This window comes from Borreliella bissettiae DN127 (assembly GCF_000222305.1).
Lineage (GTDB): Bacteria > Spirochaetota > Spirochaetia > Borreliales > Borreliaceae > Borreliella > Borreliella carolinensis.
The window spans coordinates 105,649-127,221 of record NC_015921.1 but is presented as its reverse complement, the minus strand read 5'-3'; the positions used below and the strand labels follow the sequence as shown (position 1 = coordinate 127,221).

The 21,573-nt window shown below is 29.3% G+C and carries 24 protein-coding genes; 22 read left to right on the top strand and 2 right to left on the bottom strand.

Translation table 11 applies throughout. The features are described from left to right. The first annotated feature begins 13 nt into the window (after positions 1-13). From recA to rseP, 14 genes are all read left to right on the top strand, one after another. Positions 14-1,111 (top strand): recombinase RecA, encoded by a 1,098-nt coding sequence (gene recA / locus BBIDN127_RS00640; protein WP_014023388.1) that lies wholly within the window; start codon positions 14-16, stop codon positions 1,109-1,111. Between the two features lie 14 nt (positions 1,112-1,125). After that, complete coding sequence (locus BBIDN127_RS00635) at positions 1,126-1,893, top strand: hypothetical protein (protein WP_014023387.1); 768 nt, start codon at positions 1,126-1,128, stop codon at positions 1,891-1,893. Further along, complete coding sequence (locus BBIDN127_RS00630; protein WP_014023386.1) at positions 1,880-2,629, top strand: pseudouridine synthase; 750 nt, start codon at positions 1,880-1,882, stop codon at positions 2,627-2,629. The genes BBIDN127_RS00635 and BBIDN127_RS00630 overlap by 14 nt, the downstream gene beginning before the upstream one ends. After that, positions 2,613-3,278 (top strand): (d)CMP kinase, encoded by a 666-nt coding sequence (cmk, locus tag BBIDN127_RS00625; RefSeq protein WP_014023385.1) that lies wholly within the window; start codon positions 2,613-2,615, stop codon positions 3,276-3,278. Before BBIDN127_RS00630 ends, cmk begins: the two co-directional genes overlap by 17 nt. A 2-nt stretch (positions 3,279-3,280) precedes the next feature. Next, a complete protein-coding gene (locus tag BBIDN127_RS00620; RefSeq protein ID WP_014023384.1) occupies positions 3,281-4,936 on the top strand; it encodes a 30S ribosomal protein S1 in 1,656 nt (551 codons plus the stop codon). Then, positions 4,936-5,547 carry a tetratricopeptide repeat protein gene (locus BBIDN127_RS00615; RefSeq protein WP_014023383.1) on the top strand — a complete coding sequence of 204 codons (612 nt, stop codon included), beginning with the start codon at positions 4,936-4,938 and terminating at the stop codon, positions 5,545-5,547. The genes BBIDN127_RS00620 and BBIDN127_RS00615 overlap by 1 nt, the downstream gene beginning before the upstream one ends. A 57-nt stretch (positions 5,548-5,604) precedes the next feature. Next, positions 5,605-6,327 carry a hypothetical protein gene (locus BBIDN127_RS00610; RefSeq protein WP_014023382.1) on the top strand — a complete coding sequence of 241 codons (723 nt, stop codon included), beginning with the start codon at positions 5,605-5,607 and terminating at the stop codon, positions 6,325-6,327. A gap of 18 nt (positions 6,328-6,345) precedes the next feature. Continuing rightward, positions 6,346-6,624, top strand: a complete 279-nt coding sequence (locus tag BBIDN127_RS00605; RefSeq protein WP_014023381.1) for a hypothetical protein — start codon at positions 6,346-6,348, stop codon at positions 6,622-6,624. A 215-nt stretch (positions 6,625-6,839) separates the two neighbouring features. Next, entirely contained in the window at positions 6,840-7,622 is a 783-nt protein-coding gene (gene rpsB / locus BBIDN127_RS00600; protein WP_044054922.1) for a 30S ribosomal protein S2, read from the top strand. Between the two features lie 3 nt (positions 7,623-7,625). Beyond that, positions 7,626-8,465 carry a translation elongation factor Ts gene (gene tsf, locus BBIDN127_RS00595; protein WP_014023379.1) on the top strand — a complete coding sequence of 280 codons (840 nt, stop codon included), beginning with the start codon at positions 7,626-7,628 and terminating at the stop codon, positions 8,463-8,465. A 37-nt stretch (positions 8,466-8,502) separates the two neighbouring features. Continuing rightward, complete coding sequence (gene frr, locus BBIDN127_RS00590; protein WP_014023378.1) at positions 8,503-9,057, top strand: ribosome recycling factor; 555 nt, start codon at positions 8,503-8,505, stop codon at positions 9,055-9,057. Positions 9,058-9,061: 4 nt separating this feature from the next. After that, on the top strand, positions 9,062-9,754 hold the full coding sequence (gene uppS, locus BBIDN127_RS00585) for a polyprenyl diphosphate synthase (RefSeq protein WP_014023377.1): 693 nt from the start codon (positions 9,062-9,064) through the stop codon (positions 9,752-9,754). Continuing rightward, positions 9,744-10,607, top strand: a complete 864-nt coding sequence (locus BBIDN127_RS00580; RefSeq protein ID WP_014023376.1) for a phosphatidate cytidylyltransferase — start codon at positions 9,744-9,746, stop codon at positions 10,605-10,607. The genes uppS and BBIDN127_RS00580 overlap by 11 nt, the downstream gene beginning before the upstream one ends. Positions 10,608-10,626: 19 nt before the next feature. After that, positions 10,627-11,925: an RIP metalloprotease RseP gene (gene rseP, locus BBIDN127_RS00575; protein ID WP_014023375.1), complete on the top strand. Its 1,299-nt coding sequence runs from the start codon at positions 10,627-10,629 to the stop codon at positions 11,923-11,925. Positions 11,926-11,933: 8 nt separating this feature from the next. On the opposite strand, the gene trhA is transcribed toward rseP, so the two are convergent. After that, positions 11,934-12,635, bottom strand: a complete 702-nt coding sequence (gene trhA, locus BBIDN127_RS00570; RefSeq protein ID WP_014023374.1) for a PAQR family membrane homeostasis protein TrhA — start codon at positions 12,633-12,635, stop codon at positions 11,934-11,936. A 202-nt stretch (positions 12,636-12,837) separates the two neighbouring features. Here trhA and BBIDN127_RS00565 point away from each other — a divergent pair, with 202 nt between their 5' ends. The 6 genes from BBIDN127_RS00565 (at position 12,838) to dnaB (ending at position 17,768) form a co-directional block, all read left to right on the top strand. Beyond that, complete coding sequence (locus BBIDN127_RS00565) at positions 12,838-14,532, top strand: PTS transporter subunit EIIC (RefSeq protein ID WP_014023373.1); 1,695 nt, start codon at positions 12,838-12,840, stop codon at positions 14,530-14,532. Between the two features lie 138 nt (positions 14,533-14,670). Continuing rightward, positions 14,671-15,090, top strand: a complete 420-nt coding sequence (rpsF, locus tag BBIDN127_RS00560; RefSeq protein ID WP_014023372.1) for a 30S ribosomal protein S6 — start codon at positions 14,671-14,673, stop codon at positions 15,088-15,090. Positions 15,091-15,104: 14 nt separating this feature from the next. Further along, positions 15,105-15,554 carry a single-stranded DNA-binding protein gene (locus BBIDN127_RS00555; protein WP_014023371.1) on the top strand — a complete coding sequence of 150 codons (450 nt, stop codon included), beginning with the start codon at positions 15,105-15,107 and terminating at the stop codon, positions 15,552-15,554. Between the two features lie 14 nt (positions 15,555-15,568). Beyond that, positions 15,569-15,859: a 30S ribosomal protein S18 gene (gene rpsR / locus BBIDN127_RS00550; protein WP_014023370.1), complete on the top strand. Its 291-nt coding sequence runs from the start codon at positions 15,569-15,571 to the stop codon at positions 15,857-15,859. A gap of 16 nt (positions 15,860-15,875) precedes the next feature. Continuing rightward, on the top strand, positions 15,876-16,376 hold the full coding sequence (rplI, locus tag BBIDN127_RS00545; RefSeq protein ID WP_014023369.1) for a 50S ribosomal protein L9: 501 nt from the start codon (positions 15,876-15,878) through the stop codon (positions 16,374-16,376). 24 nt (positions 16,377-16,400) lie between these two features. Beyond that, positions 16,401-17,768 (top strand): replicative DNA helicase, encoded by a 1,368-nt coding sequence (gene dnaB / locus BBIDN127_RS00540; RefSeq protein ID WP_014023368.1) that lies wholly within the window; start codon positions 16,401-16,403, stop codon positions 17,766-17,768. A gap of 3 nt (positions 17,769-17,771) precedes the next feature. On the opposite strand, the gene BBIDN127_RS00535 is transcribed toward dnaB, so the two are convergent. Next, complete coding sequence (locus BBIDN127_RS00535; protein WP_014023367.1) at positions 17,772-19,136, bottom strand: hypothetical protein; 1,365 nt, start codon at positions 19,134-19,136, stop codon at positions 17,772-17,774. Positions 19,137-19,273: 137 nt separating this feature from the next. On the opposite strand from BBIDN127_RS00535, the gene BBIDN127_RS00530 reads away from it, so the two are divergent. Beyond that, positions 19,274-20,470: an acetyl-CoA C-acyltransferase gene (locus BBIDN127_RS00530; RefSeq protein ID WP_014023366.1), complete on the top strand. Its 1,197-nt coding sequence runs from the start codon at positions 19,274-19,276 to the stop codon at positions 20,468-20,470. A gap of 79 nt (positions 20,471-20,549) precedes the next feature. Next, a complete protein-coding gene (locus tag BBIDN127_RS00525) occupies positions 20,550-21,560 on the top strand; it encodes a peptidylprolyl isomerase (protein ID WP_014023365.1) in 1,011 nt (336 codons plus the stop codon). Positions 21,561-21,573: the final 13 nt, after the last annotated feature.

Below are 21,573 nucleotides of genomic sequence, written 5' to 3'. Positions count from 1 at the left end.
GAAAAATTCAAGAATGTCAAAGTTAAAGGAAAAAAGGGAAAAAGCTGTTATTGACATAGAAAGAGCAAATAAAGAGGAAGCTGTTGAGCTTGCAAGAGTTCAAATAGAAAAAGCTTTTGGGAAGGGAAGTCTTATTAAGATGGGAGAATCTCCTGTCGGAAAAGGTATAAAGAGTATGTCAAGTGGATCTATTGTATTAGATGAGGCTCTTGGCATTGGTGGGTATCCTAGGGGGCGGGTAATAGAAATTTTTGGCCCCGAGTCGTCTGGTAAAACTACTTTGACTCTTCAAGCGATTGCTGAGGTGCAAAAAGAGGGCGGAATAGCTGCATTTATTGATGCTGAGCATGCTCTTGATCCTGTTTATGCAAAAGCTTTAGGAGTTAATGTTGCAGAACTTTGGCTTAGTCAGCCTGATACCGGAGAGCAGGCCCTTGAGATTGCTGAGCATTTAATCAGAAGTGGTGGTGTTGATTTGATTGTAGTTGATTCTGTAGCTGCTCTAACCCCTAAATTAGAGATAGATGGAGAAATGGGCGATTCTCAGATTGGCCTTCAAGCAAGACTAATGAGCAAGGCTCTTAGAAAGATTACTGGCATACTTTCTAAATCCAACACTTGCATTATGTTTATTAATCAAATAAGAATGAGGATTGGTATTATGTTTGGCAATCCAGAGACCACTACTGGCGGAAATGCTTTAAAGTTTTATGCATCTCTTAGGCTTGAGGTTCGAAAGATAGAACAAGTAACTAGATCAGGCTCAAGTGATGATGTTATTGGCAATAAGATTAGAGTTAAGATTGTGAAGAATAAGGTTGCTCCACCTTTTCGCAAAGTAGAATTGATAATTTATTTTGGGAAAGGTATTTCAAAAGAAGCTGGTATTTTAGATTTGGCTATTAAGCATAATTTAATACAAAAAGCAGGTTCTTGGTATTCATTAGGAGATAATAAGTTGGGACAAGGAAGAGAGAGTGTTATTGATTATCTTAGTAAAGAAGTAGCACTTGCAAATGATTTGGATAAGAGGCTTAGAGAAATAATTTTTAATAATTTTGATCAAAAGGATGATAACCTCATTGAATTTAAAGAAGATGAATCTGAGTAATATGGAAAATTTAAATGTCTGAATTGGATAGTTACTCTATCAGCCTTGATAATTTTACGGGCGGAATAGAGCTTTTTTTTGAATATGTTAGTATGAATAGACATATTCTTAAGACTTTGAGTTTAAATCAAATAATTGAACAATTTATAGTTGTTTCAGGTGACCTTAATATAAGCATTAGAGGATTAATCGATTTTTTTTATCTTGCTAATAATTTGTTTTATTGGAAAACTCAAATTTTATTTCCACTGAAGCCTGAATACAAAGATAAAGCTGATCGCAAAGTTATGCAAAGATTAATATGTTATAGCAAGAATAGAGAAAATAAAAAATTACAATTAAGTGAAACGAAGAATTTTAAATTTTATGACTCAAAAATGATTGAAAAATTTATTTCTGGCGGTAGTGAGAATTCTGTTAAAAATATTAATTTTATTGCTAATGATAATAATAAAAGGAAAAATTTGAAGAGAAAGTCTGACGCATTAAAGAAAAAAGTTATTAATAAAAATTTTTTGTGTGATAAAAAATTTAAACCCCTTTGCAATAAATATGAATTGAAAATTTTTGAAAAAAAGATGAAAATTATTTCTATTTTAAATAAAGAGAGTAGTGTAATTTTTGATTCTCTTTTAGATTTAAATGCCGATAATTATTCTTTTGAGAGATTTTCTTATTTTTTAGTATCTCTTGAGTGCAAAATGCTTAATATTATAAATTTAGGATATTTGAATCATAAATTAGTGTTGTATCGAGGTTGTAAAATTAATGATTGCACTTAAAACCCCCAGAGTTCATGTTTTTTTAGCTGAAAAGGGAGTAGGGTCAAGAAGATTTTGCGAGGAGCTGATAAAAAAGAGGCTTGTAAGAGTTAATAACGCTATTGCTAAGCTTGGAGATAAAGTGGCTTTAGGAGACAGAATAATTTATAAAAAACAGATTTTTGTTTTTAAAGATTTTCAAAGTAATAATAAAATTTATCTAGCTCTTAACAAGCCTAAAAATTACTTATGTTCCAATTTTGATGTTAATGGAAGAAAGTTAGCAATATCTTTGGTTCAACCTTTATTTAAAGAGCGTGTGTTTTCAATCGGTAGGCTTGATTTTAAAAGCTCTGGACTTTTATTATTTACCAATGATGGTAAATTTGCAAATGATATTATTCACCCAAGGCGAAAAGTTGAAAGAGAATATATTATTGAATCAAAAAAAGATATTGATGAAAATTTGCTTATTTCTTTTAAATCGGGTATAAAGGTAAAAAAAGAATTTTTTAAATTAAAATCTTATGAAATTTTAAATAAAAATTCTGCTAGATTGATTTTAGACGAAGGGAAAAATAGAGAAATAAGAAAAGTATTTTTGAGCAAAAATATTTTTTTAAAAAAAATTCATAGAATTAGAATTGGCAATATTAATTTGGATAGTTTAAAGGAAGGTCAAGTAAAAATTGTTCCTTTGTCTAAGATAAATAGTTTAAAATCCAAGCTGGAGAAATTAAATGATAATAGCAATTGATGGGCCTTCAGCATCAGGAAAAAGCTCAATTGCAAGAGAGCTTGGCGTAAGGCTGAACTATAAATTTATCAGTTCTGGGCATCTTTATAGGATAATAACTTTAATTGCTCAAAGATCTCTTATGAGTAGTAGTGATTTTATTAGTGAGGATAGTCTTTTAGATTTGATTCTTGAGAATGATATAAGTTTTAATAATTCCACCTTTTTGCTTAATGGAGAGAATGTTGAAAATCAAATTTTAAATGATAAGATTGATTTTCAAGTTTCTTTTTATTCTTCTTATGTTGGAATAAGAAACATTGTGAATAAAAAATTGAGAGAGGTTGTTAAATTTAGCGATGATAATTATATAATAGAAGGTAGAGATATTACTACTGTAGTTTTTCCAGAATCTGAATTTAAAATATATCTTGATGCTTCTGTTAAAGTTCGAGCTTTGAGGCGATATGAGCAAAGAAATGGGAATGAGACTTTAGAAGAATTAGAGCGCACTCTTAAAAGAAGAGATGATGTTGACAAGAAAAAACAATATGGTAAGTTAAAATTATCAAAAGGGGTTTTTTACCTTGATACAAGCTACAAAGGATTAGACGATGTGTGTAATATTATAATAAAAAAGTTTAATTTGAAAAAAGTAAGAGAGAGGTGAGAATGGAAAATCAAAAAGATTTACAAGAAAATTATTTGAAAGTACTTGAAAGAGTAGAACTTGGAAGTCGTGTTTCTGGGACGGTTGTTAATATTATGAAGGATTATGTTCTAGTAGATATTGGTTATAAATCGGAAGGCTTTATCAAGATTGAAGAATTTGAAAATGTTCCCAAAATTGGTGATAAACTTGAAGCAATCGTTGTAAGAATGGGCGGAGAATTGGGTCTTATTTTAAGTGTTGAAAAGCTTGATTCTTTAAATTTTCAAGATAAAGTATATGAATATATTCAAAATAAAAAAGTAATTAAAGGCAAAGTGTTGGTTGAACTTCCAAATGGTTATAAGATTCAAATTAATGAAAATGTTTCTGGCTTTATGCCTTTTTATTTAAGCTCTAAGTCTAAGGATGAGAAATTAAAAAGAGGTTCTGTTGTTGAATTTTATATCCTTGAAGCAAGCGAAGCGGACGGTTTGAGACTTATTCTTGATAGGCGCACTTTAGAAAAAGAAAGAGATCTCGCTAAAAGAATAGAGCTAGTAAGTTCTTACAATGAAGAAGATATTGTTGATGGTGTTGTTGAGCGTATTACAGAATATGGTGCTATTGTAAAAATTAAAAATTTTGTTACAGGAATTTTGCATAAAAGAAATATTGCCTTTAATCAAGTTGAAAATATTGAAGATTTTGTTAGAGTTGGTGATAAGCTAAAGTTGAAAATTATTAAGATAAACCCACAAACAGGCAAAATGGAATTGTCTCTTAAGGCTTTAAAAGCAAATCCTTGGGATTCTGTGGATGTTAAATATAAAATTGATAGCATTGTAAAAGGGAAAGTTGTAAAAATTTTGCCTTTTGGGGCCGTTATTGAGCTTGACAGCGAATTGTCAGGATTTTTGCATATAAGTAATTTTTCTTGGATAAGAGTAATAAAAAGCCCTCAAGAATTAATAAAACTTGGCCAGATTGTAGAAGTTAAGGTTTTAGAGATAGATAAAGAAAATAAAAAAATATCCCTAGGTATTAAACAGATCAATGAGAATCCCTGGGAGAGATTGACCGAGAAATATCCTATTGGGAGAGTTGTTCAAGGAGTTGTTACTAATATTACAAAAGCGGGCGCTTTTGTAAATATTGAAGAAGGTATAGATGCTTATGTTAGCAAGTTTGATATTTCTTGGCTTGAAGAGATTGATCCTGAAGAATATTTCAAGATAGGTGATTTAGTTAATGGCAAAGTGCTTGAAGTTGACAGACGAAAGAGAAGTGTTAGATTAGGAATTAAACAGCTAGAAGAAAGTCCTTGGGAAGATTTTTCTAAAAGCTATAAAAAAGGCGATGCTATTGAGGTTGAGATTGTAGAGAAAAAATCAAAAGGCTTTCAAGTAAGAGTTTATAATAAAATAATGGGATTTATTAGTAAAATTCAATTGGGGGATACAAAAGAATCTAGTTTAGAAACTTTCGAAAAATTAAATGTTGGAGACAAACTTAAAGTGGTAATAACAAGCATTGACTCTAAAGACAAATCGGTGCTGCTCTCTTACAGGGAGTATGAAAATCAAAGATCAAGAGAAGAGATTTCTTCTTATTTGTTTAAGGGCAATGATGAGGAATCTTATAAGCCATTTGAAAATTTGCTAAAGAGGGATGAATAATGGCTAAAAATAAGCTTTTATTTTTCTTTGTTGCTATTATTTTTGTGTTTGTATCTGTTATTGTTGTTTTTTATAATTCTTTAGGTAAAGATTATGTAAAGAGTGGCGGAGAAATAGTAGAAAATCTTGAAAAAGATTTAAATGATTATTTAAAAGAAAATGATACCAAAGAGAGAGAGAAAATATTTCTTAGGATAAAGGAACTTATTGCAAAAGAAAAAGAAATTTCATCTTATTTTATTTCAAGGTTTTATTTGGCCAGAGCTGTTTATTTCCAAAGCCAAGCACAGTATGATGAGGCTATTAAAGATTTAGATATTGTTATTAAGGCCAAAGGTGTTGAAAGTGAAATTGCTTTTCTTAATAAAGCTGCAGTTTATGAAAAAATGGGATTAAAAGAAGATGCTTTGTTAGTTTATGAAGATCTTATCAATAGTACTAGTTTGAATTTTTTAAAGATAAGAGCTCTTTTGAGTAAGGCAATATTGATTGAAGAAAAAGATAAAGATCTTGCTGTTAAAGTATATGAAGAGATTGTTAAGTTCCCGTATGAAAATAATTTGTATATAAATATAGCAAATAATAAAATTTTAGAACTTAAGCAAAATTAATTTGTATATTTTGGGGGAGGTTTTATAATTTTTGTTATCTTATATTTTGTATTTTGTATGGGGTTTTTTGGGTGTGGTCTTGACAATATTTTAATACTTCCTTCACCAGAAAAGGTTGACAATCGAATTTCAAGAGATTCTGTAGCTTTTTTTTTACCAGCAGGTTATTTTTCCAATCAAGCAGCTGGTAAATTAAGAGGTTTTGATATATATTACAAATTTTACCCGGAAGGTGCCAATTATCACATAAGCAGTTTTCAAAAAAGCGTAGAAAAAGATTTTGAGGCCTTAAAGGGTGTTTTTGACAATGTTAGTGAATTTAATAATAGAGGATTTTATAAAATAAATTTGAGTTCTACTGTTTATTCGGGTAAACCTGTTTTTAAATTAAATAAAGAATGGGTAGATAACAAGTTGCCTTTATATTTTGAAATAAATTTTGGGGAATTAAGAAAGGATGTTCCTGGTGAGGCTTTTATTATTGTGAGAAATGGAATTACTTCTTCATCTGTTATTCTTGAAAAGAAAAACATATATAGGTCCTATATTGACAAAGGAGAATATGTGGGTTTTTCAAAATCTATTAAAAAGTCCAATTTTTCAGACAAAGAAAAAAGGCCAATTGATCTAAAACATATAAATGAGGATTTTTTTACAAAAGATATTGCCCCTAAGTATAATTTGGCAATTTTTGTTATGGGTGTAGGCAGCATTGTTGATGATGCTTATAGCGTTCTTATTAATCTTGGAGATTTGTCAGGATTTAGTTTATCTGATTAGTTATTTTTAAGGGGGAGCATGATAGTATTTTTTTCTCATTTAATTTTAACAAACATTGTTATTTCTTTTTTGGTAAGCTTTTTTGTTATGTTTTTAAACATATTGAATTTTAAGTTTTTAGTAGTTTATTTAATAAGCTTTTTAGGTGGAATTATATTTCTGTTTTTTATTCCTTTTTTCTATTCTGATTATTATGAAAGGCAAATAGATTTTGTTATTTATTTATTTCCTATTTTGGGGTCAGTTATTTTAATAGGTTTGATTAAATTCTCTGAAAGAAATAAGAACGATTTGTAAAAAAATGATTTTTTCAAGAGTTGGATATTAACTTAGCTTTTAATATTTTTTTTATTAATATAATTTGTTGATAATTTTATTAAAGGGAATAGTGTTCATTTTTAATGAGGTGGACTTATTAATTGTATTGTTTTATTATATTCTTATAAAAGAAGGGATAATTTCCGCCGTGTGTTTTCATGGTGAGTAAAAGAGAAGGATAATAGGAGGTTGATTTGGCAATTGTTACGATGAAGAGCCTATTGGAGGCCGGAGTTCATTTTGGTCATCAAGTAAAAAGACTTGATCCTAGAATGAAAAGATTTATTTTTTCCGAGAGAAATGAAATACATATTTTAGATCTTCAAAAGACTTTACAGGGCATTAAAGATTCTTATGAACTTGTTCAAAGGGTAATAAAAGATGGTAAAAAGGTGCTTTTTGTTGGAACCAAAAAGCAAGCTAGCGAGATAATAGAACAAGAAGCAAGAAGAAGTGATATGCCATATGTGAACAATAGATGGCTTGGGGGCATGCTTTCCAATTTTAATACGATTAGAAAATCTGTTCAAAAATTAAAAAAGCTAGAAAAGATGGAAGTTGATGGAACTTTTGATATGATAAGTAAAAAAGAAATTTCACAACTTAATCGTGAAAAATCAAAACTAGCTAAAAATTTAACAGGTATCAAGGATATGGAAACACTTCCTGGTGCCATTTTTATCATTGATCCTAAGCGAGAACAGATAGCTATTAATGAAGCTAGAAAATTAAAAATCCCCATTATTTCTGTGGTTGATACGAATTGTAATCCAGATGTTATTGATTGTCCAATTCCTGGTAATGATGATGCGATTCGTTCTGTTGCTTTGTTTACCAAAATAATATCTGATGCTATTTTAGAAAGTGATAAAGAGGTTGGTATTCAGATAATTGAAAATTTAAATGAAGAAGATTTGATGAAAGAAATTGAAATTAAAAATGACAAAAGTGATTCTATTGAAGAAGGGGGAGAGTAATTTATGAGCATTATTAGTCCTCAAGATGTAAAAAAACTTCGAGAAGAAACCAATGCCGGTTTTGGAGATTGTAAAAAAGCTTTGTCTGCTGCTGGTGGAGACTTTGAATTGGCTAAAAAGAAACTTAGGGAAATGGGAATTGCATCTGCTGAGAAAAGACTTGATCGAGATGCAAAAGAAGGCAGAGTATTCTCATATTCAAATAATATTCATGCTGGGCTTTTACTTGTTTCTTGTGAAACAGACTTTGTTGCTTTAAATCATAATTTTGTTAATTTTGGAAATTCTTTGATTAAGGAATTGGTAGAAAGCGGAAGAGATTCTTTAACTACTTCTCAAGAGTTAGAGCTTAAAAATTTAGCAGCTACAATAAAAGAAAATATTCAGGTTAAAAAAATTTTTATTACCGAAATTCAATCTAATGAATTTGTAAAAATTTATTTGCATGGTGAACAATCCAAGATTGGTGTGTTAGTTAAATTAAAAGTAGATGATTTTTCTAAAACCGAAGATAAAATGTTTCAAAATTTTGCCATGGATTTGACTTTGCATGTGGCCGCTTTTGCTCCTGTTTATTTGAGAAATGATGATGTTTGTCCAAATTATATTAAAGAGCAAGAAGAGATATTTACCAAACAATTAGAATTTAGTGGTAAGCCAGAAAGTATAGTCAAAGGTATAGTTGCAGGAAAAATTAAAAAACATCTTGCTGAGATTTCTCTTCTTGAACAAAGTTTTGTAAAGAATGATAAAATTACTGTAAAGGAAATGCTTGAAGAGATTTCAAAATCAATTTCAAGCAAGATAGAAATAGTTGAGTTTAAGTATTTAAGAATAGGGTAGATAATGTACTGCTTTTTATCGGCAAGGAGTAGTTTATATGGAAGATTATAAGGCTTTTCTAGATGAAAAGATGAGCAAAGTTCTTTTATCACTTGATAATGAATATAAAACGTTAAGAACAGGTAGAATTAGTAGTAATATTTTTGATAAAATTTTTATTCAATACCATGGCCAAAGAACACCTATAACTCAGGTGTCAAGTATTAGAATTCCTGAAGCAAGGCTTGTTGTTATTCAACCTTGGGATAAAAGTATTTTAAATAAAATAGAGCAAGCTATACTTAATTCTGATCTTTCTATGAATCCCTCAAGTGATGGCTCAGTTATTAGAATTAAAGTTCCAACTTTAACTAGTGAAAGGCGGCAAGAGATTGTAAAGCATGCTAAAAAAATAGCAGAAGAGCATAAAATTTCAACTAGAAATATACGACAGGATTTAAACAATAAGGTTAAAAAGCAAGAAAAAGAATCGGAAATTACAGAGGACAGTTTAAAAAGAATTTTAGATGATATTCAGAAATCTACAGATATTTATATTAAAAAGATAGATTCTATTTTAGAATCTAAAATTCAAGAAATAATGGAAGCTTGAATCCATGAATAAAGGTTCTCTTCCAAGTCATGTTGGAATCATTATGGATGGCAATAGAAGGTGGGCTTTAAGTAAAGGATTGCCTTCTTTGGAGGGTTATAAAGAGGGTCTAAAAAGAGCAAAAGAAATAGTTAAGCATTCTTTAAGGATAGGCATTAAGCATTTATCCTTTTATGTATTTTCTACTGAGAATTGGAAAAGGGATGCTTGCGAGATAGAAAAATTGATGTTTTTAATTGCTAACTACTTGAGAGCTGAATTTGATTTTTACAAAAAAAATGGAATAAAAATAATAGTTTCAGGAGATGTTGAGTCTTTAAGCGAGGAAGTAAAAAGTTCTATAAAAGATTCTATTAGCTTTTCTAAAAATTTCAATAACCTTATTTTAAATTTGGCAATCAATTATGGGGGTCGTAATGAAATACTTAGAGCTGTTAAAAAATTTGTTTCAAGTGATTTTGATTTAGATTCTTTAAATGAAAATACTTTTTCCAGTTTTTTGGACAATCCAGAGCTTCCCGATCTTGATCTTTTAATACGTACAGGTGGAAATATTAGAATAAGTAATTTTTTCTTATGGAGGATTGCTTATTCTGAATTGATTTTTTCAAATGTTTTGTGGCCTGAATATTATGACAATAGATATAGTAAGGATTTGGAATATTTCCAATTTAGAAAAAGAAATTTTGGGAGATGATTTATTGAGTAAGATTAATAGATTTGCTTTTTTTGCAAGGTTGGGAACATTTCTATTTTTTGTTCCTTTGATTTTATTTTTAATATTTTTTGATTTTAAAAATTATTTGTTCCTTAATATTTTAATTTTTATATTTAGTGGTTTTGCGGCAAAAGAAGTTAATGATTTATTAAAATTAAAATTCAAATCGTCAGGACTTTCGAGCATATTATCTTTTTTTTTGGGGTTTGTTCCCCCAATTTTAACGTATATTCATTTTAATGTTTTTTATTTAGGTATGAATTTAATATATTACTTGGTTATAGCTTTAGTTTTTAGCAATTGGATTGTTAATTTGGTGTTTATTAAAGAACATGAGATTGGAAATTTTTTGTCTCAAGCATCGTCAATACTTTTTATACTTATATATCCCGGTGCATTAATGTCTTTTACAGTTTCTATTACAACTTTACCTAAGGCGCCATTTTTAATGTTAATACTTTTTGCTATGGTAAGTGGAAATGATACTTTTGCATATCTTTTTGGTTATTTTTTAGGGAAAAACAGTTATCGTCCTACTATTATTAGCCCAAATAAGACATTAATGGGGTTTTTGGGGGGCATTTTGTTTTCTGTGTTTACTGCTATATTTGCAGTGGTTTTTAGATTAATAAATTTAAGCTATGGAGAATCTATTATTTTGGGCATTTTGATTGGAGTTTTTACCATTATTGGCGACTTGTTTGAATCGGGATTAAAACGAAGTGCTGGAGTAAAAGATTCTGGGAAAATTGTTCCTGGTAGAGGTGGGGCTCTTGATTCTATTGACTCTTTTCTTTTGACAGGCCCGATATTTTATTTATACTTATCTTAGTGATTTTTGGAGGGAATTTATGTATATTCTTTTTAGTGTGCTGGCTCTTAGTTTTATAATATTTATTCATGAACTAGGGCACTTTTTATTTGCCAAACTTTTCAAAGTTAAGGTTGAAGTTTTTTCTGTGGGTATAGGCCCCAGCATATTAAAGTTTAAAATTAATAATACTGAGTATAGACTTTCTCCAATTCTTCTAGGAGGATATTGTAAACTTAAGGGATTTGATCACTTAGAAAAGGAACTTAAAGCAAATAAAGAATTAAAAGCAGATAAAGATTCTTTATTTGGAATTTCACATTTTAAAAAAATTTTAATATATTTTGCAGGCCCTTTATTTAATTTGATTTTTTCATTTGTTGTTTTCATTTTCATCAGTATGGCGGGCGTTATATATTTTGATTATTCTTCAAGGGTTAGTGTTTTAAATAAAGATTCTTTTTTAAAAGATAAATTTAGAGACGGTGATGTTATATTAAAGGTTAATAATAAAAAAATCGAATATTTTTCTGATTTAAGAAAAGTTATTCCTGAGGAAAAATCTACAGTTACATTTAATGTTTTAAGGGAAAAAGAAAATATTACTTTTAAAGAGACTGTTGGTTTGCAAGATTTTTTAAAAGAAATTGGCCCTTGGGTTGATCTTGTGATATCAGATGTGGTTTTAAATTCGCCCGCTAAGATTGCGGGAATGAAGTCTGGTGACGAAATAATTAGCATTGATAATATTCTTTTGAAAAATAAAATAGATTTAGATGATCTTCTTAAGAATTTAAATTCGGATGCTGTGGAGATTAAGTTTTCTAGAAATGGAGAGATTTTTTCTTCAAAATTAGTATTTCATGATAAAAATAAGATGATTGGCATATATTTTTCACCACCTTTAAAAAGGATAGTTAAAGTAGAAAATATTTCAAGTGCCATTAAAAATTCTTTTTTTAAGGTTGTAAATGCTTTGCAAGACATTTTGTATTCTATTTTTTTATTAATAACAAATTTTTTAAATACCTCTAAGAGTATATCAGGCCCTGTTGGAATTGTAGGCATTCTCTCTTCATCTTATTCTTTAGGACTATTGTATTGGATCAATAGCATTTCTTTCTTGAGCTTAATTCTTGCTGGCATGAATCTGTTTTTTATTGTAATACCTATTTTTGACGGGGGACAAATTTTTATCAGCTTTGTTGAGCTTTTACGTGGAAAAAGATTTAAGGCAAAAACCATTTATTCTTTTTATAGCTTTGGTATTTTTTTGGGGCTATTTCTTTTTGGCTTGGGTCTTTTTAACGATTTGAAAGATCTTTTTAATATATTTTAATATATTAATTAAAAATTAGAAATATATTTTAGCATAAGCCAAAAGTGAGATGCTGATGCGATTATTATTAATATATGAAATACATCATGCATTTTCATGTTAATTGTTGGATTGAATTTTTTACTTAATGCGTATACTATTCCGCCTATTGTATATACTATTCCACCAAAAACTAGCCAAAAAAATCCTTTTCCATTAAGGGCCTTGTAAATGGGTTTAATTTTAAAAAGGATGATCCACCCCATGATTATAAATATAGATCCATTAAACCATCCAGGGCTATTTGTAAATATTGCTTTAAAAATGATTCCAATTATAGCCATACTCCACACTATACATAAGATTATTATTCCTGATTTGTTTGGTACAAGAATCGCACATGCAGGAGTATATGTTCCTGCTATTAGGATAAATATAGAAATATGATCAAATTTTCTAAATATTTGTTTTATTTTACTTCCTTTTGGAAATATGTGGTAAAGAGTGCTCATTACATATAATAGGGTCATTGAAAATCCGTAAATAAAAAATACAAGTGCATGTAAATCTTTTTTCTTAAGAGTAGATATTGTAACAAGAATTGTTGTTCCAATAATAGACAAGATAATTCCAAAAAGATGCGATATTGAACTAAAAAGTTCATTTTTTGGTATTTTGCTTGTATTAACATCGCTTAACGAGTAATTTTTAAGTTTATTTTCTCTAGACACAACTTCACCTTCGTTTTATCATTTATTTATAAAAAATATATAATACATTACTTTAATTGTAAGTTTTTCACAAGATCAAAATTAAATCTTATTTGATTTATCTAATCTTATTATTAGGCTTGTTTGATAAGTAGGTTTTTTTTTGCAAAAAAAGCTTTATAATAAATAGTGTTTGCTGAAATTAGCATTGGAGAGGCTTAGCATGATTAATTTTATTAAAATAATTAACTTTTCAAGTTTGCAAAAATTTTCTAAAGCACTGAGAGTGCCTATTTCTATTTTACCAGTTTCATGTATATTGATTGGTATTGGATCTGTATTTTCAAATTCTTCTAGTATTGTTTATGTTGATAAGATTTTTATTCAAGATGTTTTAGGTTTAATGAAGGCTATAGGCAATGCTATTCTTTTCAATATGCCTTTAATTTTTTCTATTGGAATTTCTATTGGAGTTGCAAGAATGGGGCAGGGAACAGCGGCTTTGGGGGGTCTTATTGGTTATTTAACATTTAATATTACTGAAAATTATTTTATTGAGACTTTCTCAGGACTTGTTGAAGCAGAGGCAATGTCTTCTGTGGGGCGTATAAATTTTTTGGGTGTTCAAACTTTAAATACGGGAATTGCAGGTTCTTTGGCGGTAGGCCTTGTAGCTGGCTATTTGCATAACAAATTTTATAATATGAAGCTGCCCAAGCCTTTTATTTTTTTTTCAGAGTGCCATTTTGTGCCTATAGTAATAATATTGCCTTTTTGTGTTGTTTTGGCGATATTTTTTTGTTTGATTTGGTCAAGTTTTGACAAGTTGATTGCATCTTTAGGTGTGTTTGTTTTTAAGTTTGAATATTTTGGCAGTTTTCTTTATGGATTTTTAAATAGGCTTTTATTGCCTTTGGGATTGCATTCTATTTTATCTTTTCCTTTTGATTTTACTTCTTTGGGGGGAGTAGAGATAGTTAATGGCAATACTGTTAGGGGTCTTAAGAATATATTTTATGAGCAGTTGTTAGACCCATCACTTGTTAAATTTTCATCAGGTTTTGCCAAGATTAGCAGTGGATTTTATCTCTCTATTATGTTTGGACTGCCTGGAGCAGCATTAGGGGTTTACAAGGGCATTGTTCATGAAGATAAAAATAAGGTTTCAGCGCTTCTTTTGTCTGGGGCTTTGACAGCTTTTTTAACAGGAATAACTGAGCCTTTAGAATTTTTATTTATTTTTACAGCGCCTTTGCTTTATTTTGTTCATGCTGCTTATTCGGGTTTTGCATTGTTGCTTGCTAATTTTTTTGATGTTACTATTGGCAATACCTTTTCTACTGGATTTTTTGATTTTTTTATGTTTGGAATACTTCAAGGAAATTCTAAGACAAATTGGATTAGTATAGTGCCTTTAGGGGTAATATTTTTTGCTCTTTATTATTTTACTTTTAGTTGGCTTTATAGATATTTTGATTTTCAGATATTTGTTACAGACGATCCATTTTTTGAAGGACAAGAAGGCAAGCTAGAGAGCCTTGGGATTGCTCATCTTTTAATTCAGGGTCTTGGGGGATTTGATAATATTACAAAGCTTGATGTTTGTTCTACAAGATTGCATGTAGATGTTGTTAATACTGAGCTTGTTGATGATGATTTACTTAAAGAGGCTGGAGTTCTTAAGGTAGCGCTTGTTAATGGCAGGGTACAGCTTTTTTACGGAACTAATGTTTATTATATTAAAAAGGCTATTGATACTTATTCTCCAAAGAGTCTTTTTGAAGCCAGTGTTATGGTTGCAGTTGATAATGTAAAAAAAGGCTTTAAGACTTATATTGAAATGAAAGAAGACAAAAAACTTGAAAAGCAAGGCAAATCGGGAAAAACTTATAAGATTAGCGAATTAGAAGAAGATTAAGAATTAAGATTATTTTTTAGTTACCTTTTGTGTTATAAAAAGTTTTTATTGTTGAAAAAAATTGGTCTCTTTTATATACTAACTAAGTAGCCTTTGTTGCATATTTTGCAATGCGATAGACCATAAGGAGTTTTAGTAATGATTAAAAGATATGAGGCATGTTTTTTGTTTAAAAGTGAAGAAATTGAATATAAAGGTTCTTTAGAAGAGGTTAAAAAATCTTTAGAATTTTTTGGTGCAACCGAGATTGTTAGCAATTTTATTGGAGAGAGAGCCTTAGAATATCCCATTAAAAAGCAGGCTAGAGGTCGTTATGAAATAATAGAATTTAATATGGAATGTAATAACTTAAAAGAACTTGAATCAAAGCTTAAGTTAATTAAAAATTTGCTTAGGTATATGATTTTGGTTAAAATAGTTAGAAAGATTAATACTAAAAAAATCAAAAGAAGAAATTTTAGAGAATTTAGAGATAATGTTGACAAAGATAGCCTTAAAGGCGCCTCTAAAGTTGAAACAACAACAGGTTCTGAAAGTACAGATGTTCAAGAAAAATAAGAGGGTTTTAAAGAGTGGCTGATATTAATTCATTGGTATTGTCTGGTAGGCTTACGAAAGATTCTGAGCTTTCTTATACAGAAAGTGGCATGGCTGTTCTTAGGTTTTCTGTAGCTAATAATAGAAGAATGAAGAAAAATGATGAATGGATTGATTATCCACAATATTTTGATTGTGTTATTTTTTCAAAAAGAGCCGAAAGTCTCAACGATTATTTGAAAAAGGGCAAACAAGTTGTGGTAAGTGGATCTCTTAAATATGAAAGCTGGCAAGATAGGAATACTGGTGATAAGAGAAGTAAAGTAAATATATTTGTAGATAATTTGCAAATGTTTAGTTCAGGTTCTAATATTGTGCAAATGCAAGATTCAGATATTAATAGTTTGACAAATCATAAAAAAGAAGATGTAGTTAAGGATATTGATATTGTTGATGATAAATTTAACGAAGATATACCTTTTTAATGGAGTTTAAGTTTATGTATAAAGATAGAGATGCAAATCAAAGAGATTCAAGATTTGAAAATCAGCAGGATGGTTTTAAGAAAAATTCAAATTTCAGATTTTTTAAGAGAAAGTCATGTAAATTTTGTGATTCTGGCAAACATCCTGATTATAAGGATTTTGATTTTCTTAAAAAGTTTATTACCGAACAAGGTAAAATTTTACCCAAAAGAATTACTGGAACTTCTGCTAAGCATCAAAGGCGTTTGGCATTAGAAATTAAACGGGCAAGATATATGGCTTTGTTGCCTTTTGTGAAAAAATAATTATTTAGGGGTAATTATGAAAGTGATTTTAAAGGAAGATTTTATTAATCTTGGAAAAGAAGGAGATACTGTAGAGGTAAGAGATGGATTTGCAAGAAACTATTTGCTGCCCAAAGGTTTTGCAGTTTTTTCAAATAAACATAATATTGAGATTTTTAATCAAAAAAGAAGATCAATATTAAAAAAGCAAGAAACCAAAAGGCAAATGGCCAATGATTTGAAATCTAAGCTTGATCTTGTTAAATTAGAATTTTTCATGAAATCTAATGATTCTGGTAAATTGTTTCATAGTGTTAACAGTTTAAATATTGCTGATGAACTTTTAAAACTTGGCTTTGATATAGAGAGAAAAAAAATAGATATACATCATGGGACTTTAAAGGCTTTTGGAACTTATGATGTGACAATTAAGCTTTATGAGGGTATTAGTTCTATTATTAAAGTAGAGATAAAAAAAGAAAAAAAGCAAGAGAATGAAAAGTCTTTAAATAAAAAGTTAAATAAAACAGATGAGTAGGTTTGGAAAGAAAGGGTGTAGTTTGTGGCTTTAGCAGCTTTTTCAAATTCTGCACTTCTTTTTAATGATGGTGCAGAAAAAGCGGTAATTTCTAGTATATTTTATAATTCAGATAAATTAGAGCAGATTGCTTTTCATGTAAGAGCTGATGATTTTTACAATGAAACTCACAAGTTGATTTTCAAAGCAATGGTTTCGCTTTATGAAAAAAGGGAAAATATTGATCCTATTACTGTTTTTGAAGAAGTATCCAAGTACGTTTCAAAAAACCAACTTTTGATTAAAAAAGATTTAATTAATTTGCCAGATTATTTGGATTCTCTTTCAGTTTATTTGCCAACAGATAGAACTATAAATGTTTATGCAAAAATTGTAAAAGAGCAGAGTGTTCGCAGAAGTATTTTAAATGTTTCTAAAGAACTTAATGATTATATAAGTGATTCTACAAAATCTATTAATGAGATTGTTGAAGAGTCTCAACAAAAGATTCTTTCAATTGAGTTAGATTATTCTAGTAAAAACCTTTATCATGCTAAAGTTATTGCAGAACGTGTTCATAATGAGATATATGAGCGCAGTATGAAGAAAAAAGAAGCAAATTTTGGCATTCCAAGTGGCTTTAGAAAGGTCGACTCTCTTATTGGGGGATTTAGAAATAGTGATTTTATTATAGTTGGTGCTCGTCCTAGCATCGGTAAAACGGCATTTGCTTTAAATATTGCTTCTGCTATAGCATTGAGAAAAGAAGGAAAGAAAAAAGTAGGATTTTTTTCTCTTGAGATGACAGCAGATGCTTTAATAAAAAGAATAATATCTTCTCAATCTTGTATTGATAGCTTTAAAGTTCAAAATAGCATTTTATCTGGACAAGAGATAAAATCATTAAATGATATTGTAAATGAGATTAGTGATTCTGAGCTTTATATTGAAGATACTCCCAATATTAGTTTGCTAACTTTAGCAACTCAAGCTAGAAAACTTAAGAGATTTTATGGTATAGATATAATATTTGTTGATTATATCAGTTTGATTTCTTTTGAAACAAAAAATCTTCCAAGGCATGAACAAGTTGCTTCGATTAGTAAATCTCTCAAAGAGCTTGCTAGAGAGCTTGAAATTCCTATTGTTGCATTATCTCAGCTCACAAGAGATACAGAGGGGCGCGAACCTAATCTTGCCAGCCTAAGGGAATCAGGAGCATTGGAGCAAGATGCCGATATTGTAATTTTACTTCACAGGGATAAGGATTTTAAATTTGAGTCTTCTGCTGAGGTAGAGCCAATAGAAACTAAGGTTATTGTAGCAAAACATAGAAATGGTCCTACGGGTAGAGCAGATATATTATTTTTACCACACATTACTAAGTTTGTTAATAAAGACCATCAGTATTAGTTGTTATTTAACCACTAATCCAATTCCTAAATAATTAAAGTTAATAGAATGTTTTTCAAATTTTTTTTCATCTAAGCTATAAGCTATAGGAATATAACTAGCTTTTGAATATATTTTGAAAATATATTCAGTATTGCGGTATTTTAGCATTTTGAACAAAAATCCTAATTCATTTTCAATTCCAACTTGAAGAATATTTTTTATTCTTATTGGTCTGAAGATGCTTTTAATATCTTGGTTATTTTGATTATAGGCAAAAAATAATCCCGAAATTATGTAAGGATTGAATGTTTTTTGTGGTAAAAATTCATACATGATGCCTGATGATAATTGATTTGTAAAGCTATTAGTTTCATTATAATTAGTGTAATAATTTGTTGATATTGAAAAGTAATTGTTGATGTTTTCATTTATTTTATAAAATAATGAATTTCTTATTTTTAATGGAATCATAATGTCAAATCCAAAGTAAAAATTATTACTTACAACATTAAATTCATTATTTGATTCTGATATTTTTGTGTATTCTTCAGGTGTAATGATTATTCCAAATCCTCCAACGCTTAAGAAATTTTCTTTGGTTGAAAAATTTTTAATGTTTAAATTATTGGTTATGAAAAAATTTTTAGAGTAAAATTGATAATTTATTCCAATCCCTGTTTCTGCTTCTTGTATTTTTGAATATGTTTTAAGGCTTTTAATTTGGTTTTGAATTTGAGAGTAAAATTTTATATCAAATCCAATATTTTCATTTTTTAACGTAATTCCAATACTGTTTTTGATAAAATAATCTGCAAAATAAGATAAATCCATATAATTTTCTAAATTTAAAAAATTCATGTATGAGTAATTTAGAGCAAAGCTTAAAAATCCCCTATAATTATAGCTATCGTAGCTTTTTATACTTGGAATTGGGCGGCGTTGATTTAAAATGAGATGAATTATGTTTTGCATTAAGTACCCTCCCCAGTCTCCAAATAATAAGTTTTTAACCCCAATCCCCAAATCTATTTCTCCAAAATTTTTTCCATTAATTAGCAATAAGATTGGGAAATAATACATGAAACCTATTTCAATTAGGTCTGTTCTACTTATTAAAGATTTTGGTGAGTCTTTGTAGCCTCTATAAGTTAACATGTGTGCTTCTAAATTGATTATAAAATTGTATTTTGAGGCATAGGTAAAAATTAGAGATCCACTTCTCAAATCATCAAAAAAATCGCTTAATGAAAATCCGAATCCATCATTTAGCATTTCAAAATAATATTTGTCAATACCTTCATTTTTGTATTGAATTGCATAATTATAAGAATAAGCTTTTAAAGCAGAAATTATAAATATTATTAAAAACTTTTTTTTAAACCGCATTTTAAAATTATAGCATTTTAGTTTATTTATTAAATAATTCAGATTAAATAGTTTATTTTTATTAAATAAACTTAGTTTTTATAGTGATTATTGTATTGTATAATTCAATAGAGTTTGCTAAGACTTTAGGAGCAGTTGTGATAAAAAAGGTAGCTATTATTGATGGACTTAGGACCCCTAATTTCAAGTTTGGAGGTTCTTTTAGGGGTTTGAACATTATTGATGAATCTTCAAAAATTGTTAAAGCTTTACTTGAAAGAAATAAGTTATGTGAAGTGGATGAGGTTATTATTGGCAATGTAATATCTGCAGGACTTGGTCAAAATATTGCAAGACAAATTGCCTTAAAGTCTGGTTTGGGCGATGCTGTGCCCGCATTTAGCGTTAATAAAGTTTGTGGTTCTGGCCTTAAGGCTTTGGAGCTTGCATTTAATTCTATTGCTCTTGGGGACAATGATATTGTTCTAGCTGGAGGGGTAGAAGATCTAACCAATTCTCCTTATTTATTACCCAGAAAGATTAGATTTGATGGCCTTAAATTTGGTAATTTTGGACTTGAAGATTCAATCCAAAAAGATGCTTTAATAGATTCTCTAAATTTTATTTCTATGGGGCTTACTGCAGAAAATCTCTCAGAAAAATATAAAATAACAAGGGAAATGCAAGATGCATTTGCATTTAATTCTCATGAAAAGGCATTAAAGGCAAGAAAACTTGGATATTTTGAAGATGAAATTTATCCCTTGACTGTTTTTGACAGGAAGACCAACTCTAGCCGGATTGTCTCAAGTGATGAGGAAATAAGAGATAATTTAACTTTAAATAAGCTAGCATCTCTTAATCCTGTTTTTAAAGAATCGGGTACAGTAACTGCCGGAAATTCCTCTAGTTTAAATGATGGAGCTTGTTTTTTAATTTTAGCAAGCGAGGAAAGAGTAAAAAGCTTAGGGATAAGCCCATTAGCTTATATTGGGGGATTTAAAAGCGTTGGTCTTGATCCACTTTATATGGGTTTTGGAGCTTATATGGCTATTGAAGGCATTATTAATAAATTAAGTTTAAACCCTAGCGAAATAGATTTGATTGAGGTTAATGAAGCGTTTGCAGCTCAAGCATTAAGCATTGAAAAGGCCTTGTTTAATAAATATAATATAACCAGTAATATTATTAATGTAAATGGCGGTGCTATTGCTTTGGGGCATCCATTTGCGGTTAGTGGTTCAAGAATTTTATTAACACTTTCTCGATCTATGAAAATGAAGAATAAAACAAAAGGAATAGTATCTATTTGTATTGGTGGTGGACAAGGAATTTCTAGTTTTTTGTATAGATGAAAATGTTTTATTAACTAGATTTAAATGTAAAATTTTGTTAAATTAGTGGGTAAGTGATTCGTTAATAAGAGGTTATGTTATGAAGAGTTTTTTATTTTGGGTAATATTGGGAACTGTGGGGATTAACTCTTTTGCTCAAAATACTCCTGTTGCTATTATTAATTTACATAAGAGTGAAATTATTACTAAAACCGGGTTTGATTCTAAGGTTGATATATTTAAAAAGACTCAAGGTAGAGACTTAACTGCTGCTGAGAAAAAGCAAGTTTTGCAAGTTTTAATAGCAGATGTTCTTTTTAGCCAAGAGGCTTCAAAACAAGGAATTAAAATTTCAGATGATGAGGTTATGCAAACAATTAGAACTCAATTTGGGCTTGTGAATTTTACTGATGAGCAAATCAAGCAGATGATAGAAAAACAAGGTACAAATTGGGGCGAGCTTTTGTCTTCAATGAAAAGATCTCTGTCTTCCCAAAAACTTGTTTTAAAGCAAGCTCAGCCAAAGTTTTCTGAAATCAAAACCCCTAGTGAGAAAGAAATTGTTGAGTATTATGAGGCTAATAAAACTAAATTTGTAAATCCGGATATTTCAAGAGTTAGTCATGTATTTTTTTCTACTAAAGATAAAAAAAGATCAGATGTTTTAGATCAAGCAAAAAATATTTTAAGCCAAATAAGATCAAAAAAAATTACTTTTGAAGAAGCTGTAAGAAAATATTCAAATGACGAGTCTTCTAAGGCTAAAAATGGCGATCTTGGGTTTTTATCAAGGGGTGATCAAGGCGCTCAAAATCTTCTTGGAGCCGATTTTGTGAAAGAGGTTTTTAATTTTAATAAGGGTGATATATCTTCGCCAATTGCTTCAAAGGAAGGGTTTCATATTATTAAGGTTACAGAAAAATATGCTCAGAGATTTTTAGGGTTGAATGATAAAGTGTCTCCTACTGCAGATTTGATTGTCAAAGATGCAATAAGAAATAATATGATTAATGTTCAACAACAGCAAATTGTTGTTCAAGTGCAGCAAGATATGTATGGTAAGCTTAACAAGTCTGCAAATATACAAATCTTGGATTCTAGTCTAAAATAAAACATATTTTTAT

What these genes read in the sequence shown, in the direction of transcription:
- recA (WP_014023388.1), top strand. Translation starts at nt 14, where the DNA reads ATGTCAAAGTTAAAGGAAAAAAGGGAAAAAGCTGTTATTGACATAGAA.
- BBIDN127_RS00635 (WP_014023387.1), top strand. Translation starts at nt 1,126, where the DNA reads ATGTCTGAATTGGATAGTTACTCTATCAGCCTTGATAATTTTACGGGC.
- BBIDN127_RS00630 (WP_014023386.1), top strand. Translation starts at nt 1,880, where the DNA reads ATGATTGCACTTAAAACCCCCAGAGTTCATGTTTTTTTAGCTGAAAAG.
- cmk (WP_014023385.1), top strand. Translation starts at nt 2,613, where the DNA reads ATGATAATAGCAATTGATGGGCCTTCAGCATCAGGAAAAAGCTCAATT.
- BBIDN127_RS00620 (WP_014023384.1), top strand. Translation starts at nt 3,281, where the DNA reads ATGGAAAATCAAAAAGATTTACAAGAAAATTATTTGAAAGTACTTGAA.
- BBIDN127_RS00615 (WP_014023383.1), top strand. Translation starts at nt 4,936, where the DNA reads ATGGCTAAAAATAAGCTTTTATTTTTCTTTGTTGCTATTATTTTTGTG.
- BBIDN127_RS00610 (WP_014023382.1), top strand. Translation starts at nt 5,605, where the DNA reads ATGGGGTTTTTTGGGTGTGGTCTTGACAATATTTTAATACTTCCTTCA.
- BBIDN127_RS00605 (WP_014023381.1), top strand. Translation starts at nt 6,346, where the DNA reads ATGATAGTATTTTTTTCTCATTTAATTTTAACAAACATTGTTATTTCT.
- tsf (WP_014023379.1), top strand. Translation starts at nt 7,626, where the DNA reads ATGAGCATTATTAGTCCTCAAGATGTAAAAAAACTTCGAGAAGAAACC.
- frr (WP_014023378.1), top strand. Translation starts at nt 8,503, where the DNA reads ATGGAAGATTATAAGGCTTTTCTAGATGAAAAGATGAGCAAAGTTCTT.
- uppS (WP_014023377.1), top strand. Translation starts at nt 9,062, where the DNA reads ATGAATAAAGGTTCTCTTCCAAGTCATGTTGGAATCATTATGGATGGC.
- rseP (WP_014023375.1), top strand. Translation starts at nt 10,627, where the DNA reads ATGTATATTCTTTTTAGTGTGCTGGCTCTTAGTTTTATAATATTTATT.
- BBIDN127_RS00565 (WP_014023373.1), top strand. Translation starts at nt 12,838, where the DNA reads ATGATTAATTTTATTAAAATAATTAACTTTTCAAGTTTGCAAAAATTT.
- rpsF (WP_014023372.1), top strand. Translation starts at nt 14,671, where the DNA reads ATGATTAAAAGATATGAGGCATGTTTTTTGTTTAAAAGTGAAGAAATT.
- rpsR (WP_014023370.1), top strand. Translation starts at nt 15,569, where the DNA reads ATGTATAAAGATAGAGATGCAAATCAAAGAGATTCAAGATTTGAAAAT.
- rplI (WP_014023369.1), top strand. Translation starts at nt 15,876, where the DNA reads ATGAAAGTGATTTTAAAGGAAGATTTTATTAATCTTGGAAAAGAAGGA.
- BBIDN127_RS00535 (WP_014023367.1), bottom strand. Translation starts at nt 19,136, where the DNA reads ATGCGGTTTAAAAAAAAGTTTTTAATAATATTTATAATTTCTGCTTTA.
- BBIDN127_RS00525 (WP_014023365.1), top strand. Translation starts at nt 20,550, where the DNA reads ATGAAGAGTTTTTTATTTTGGGTAATATTGGGAACTGTGGGGATTAAC.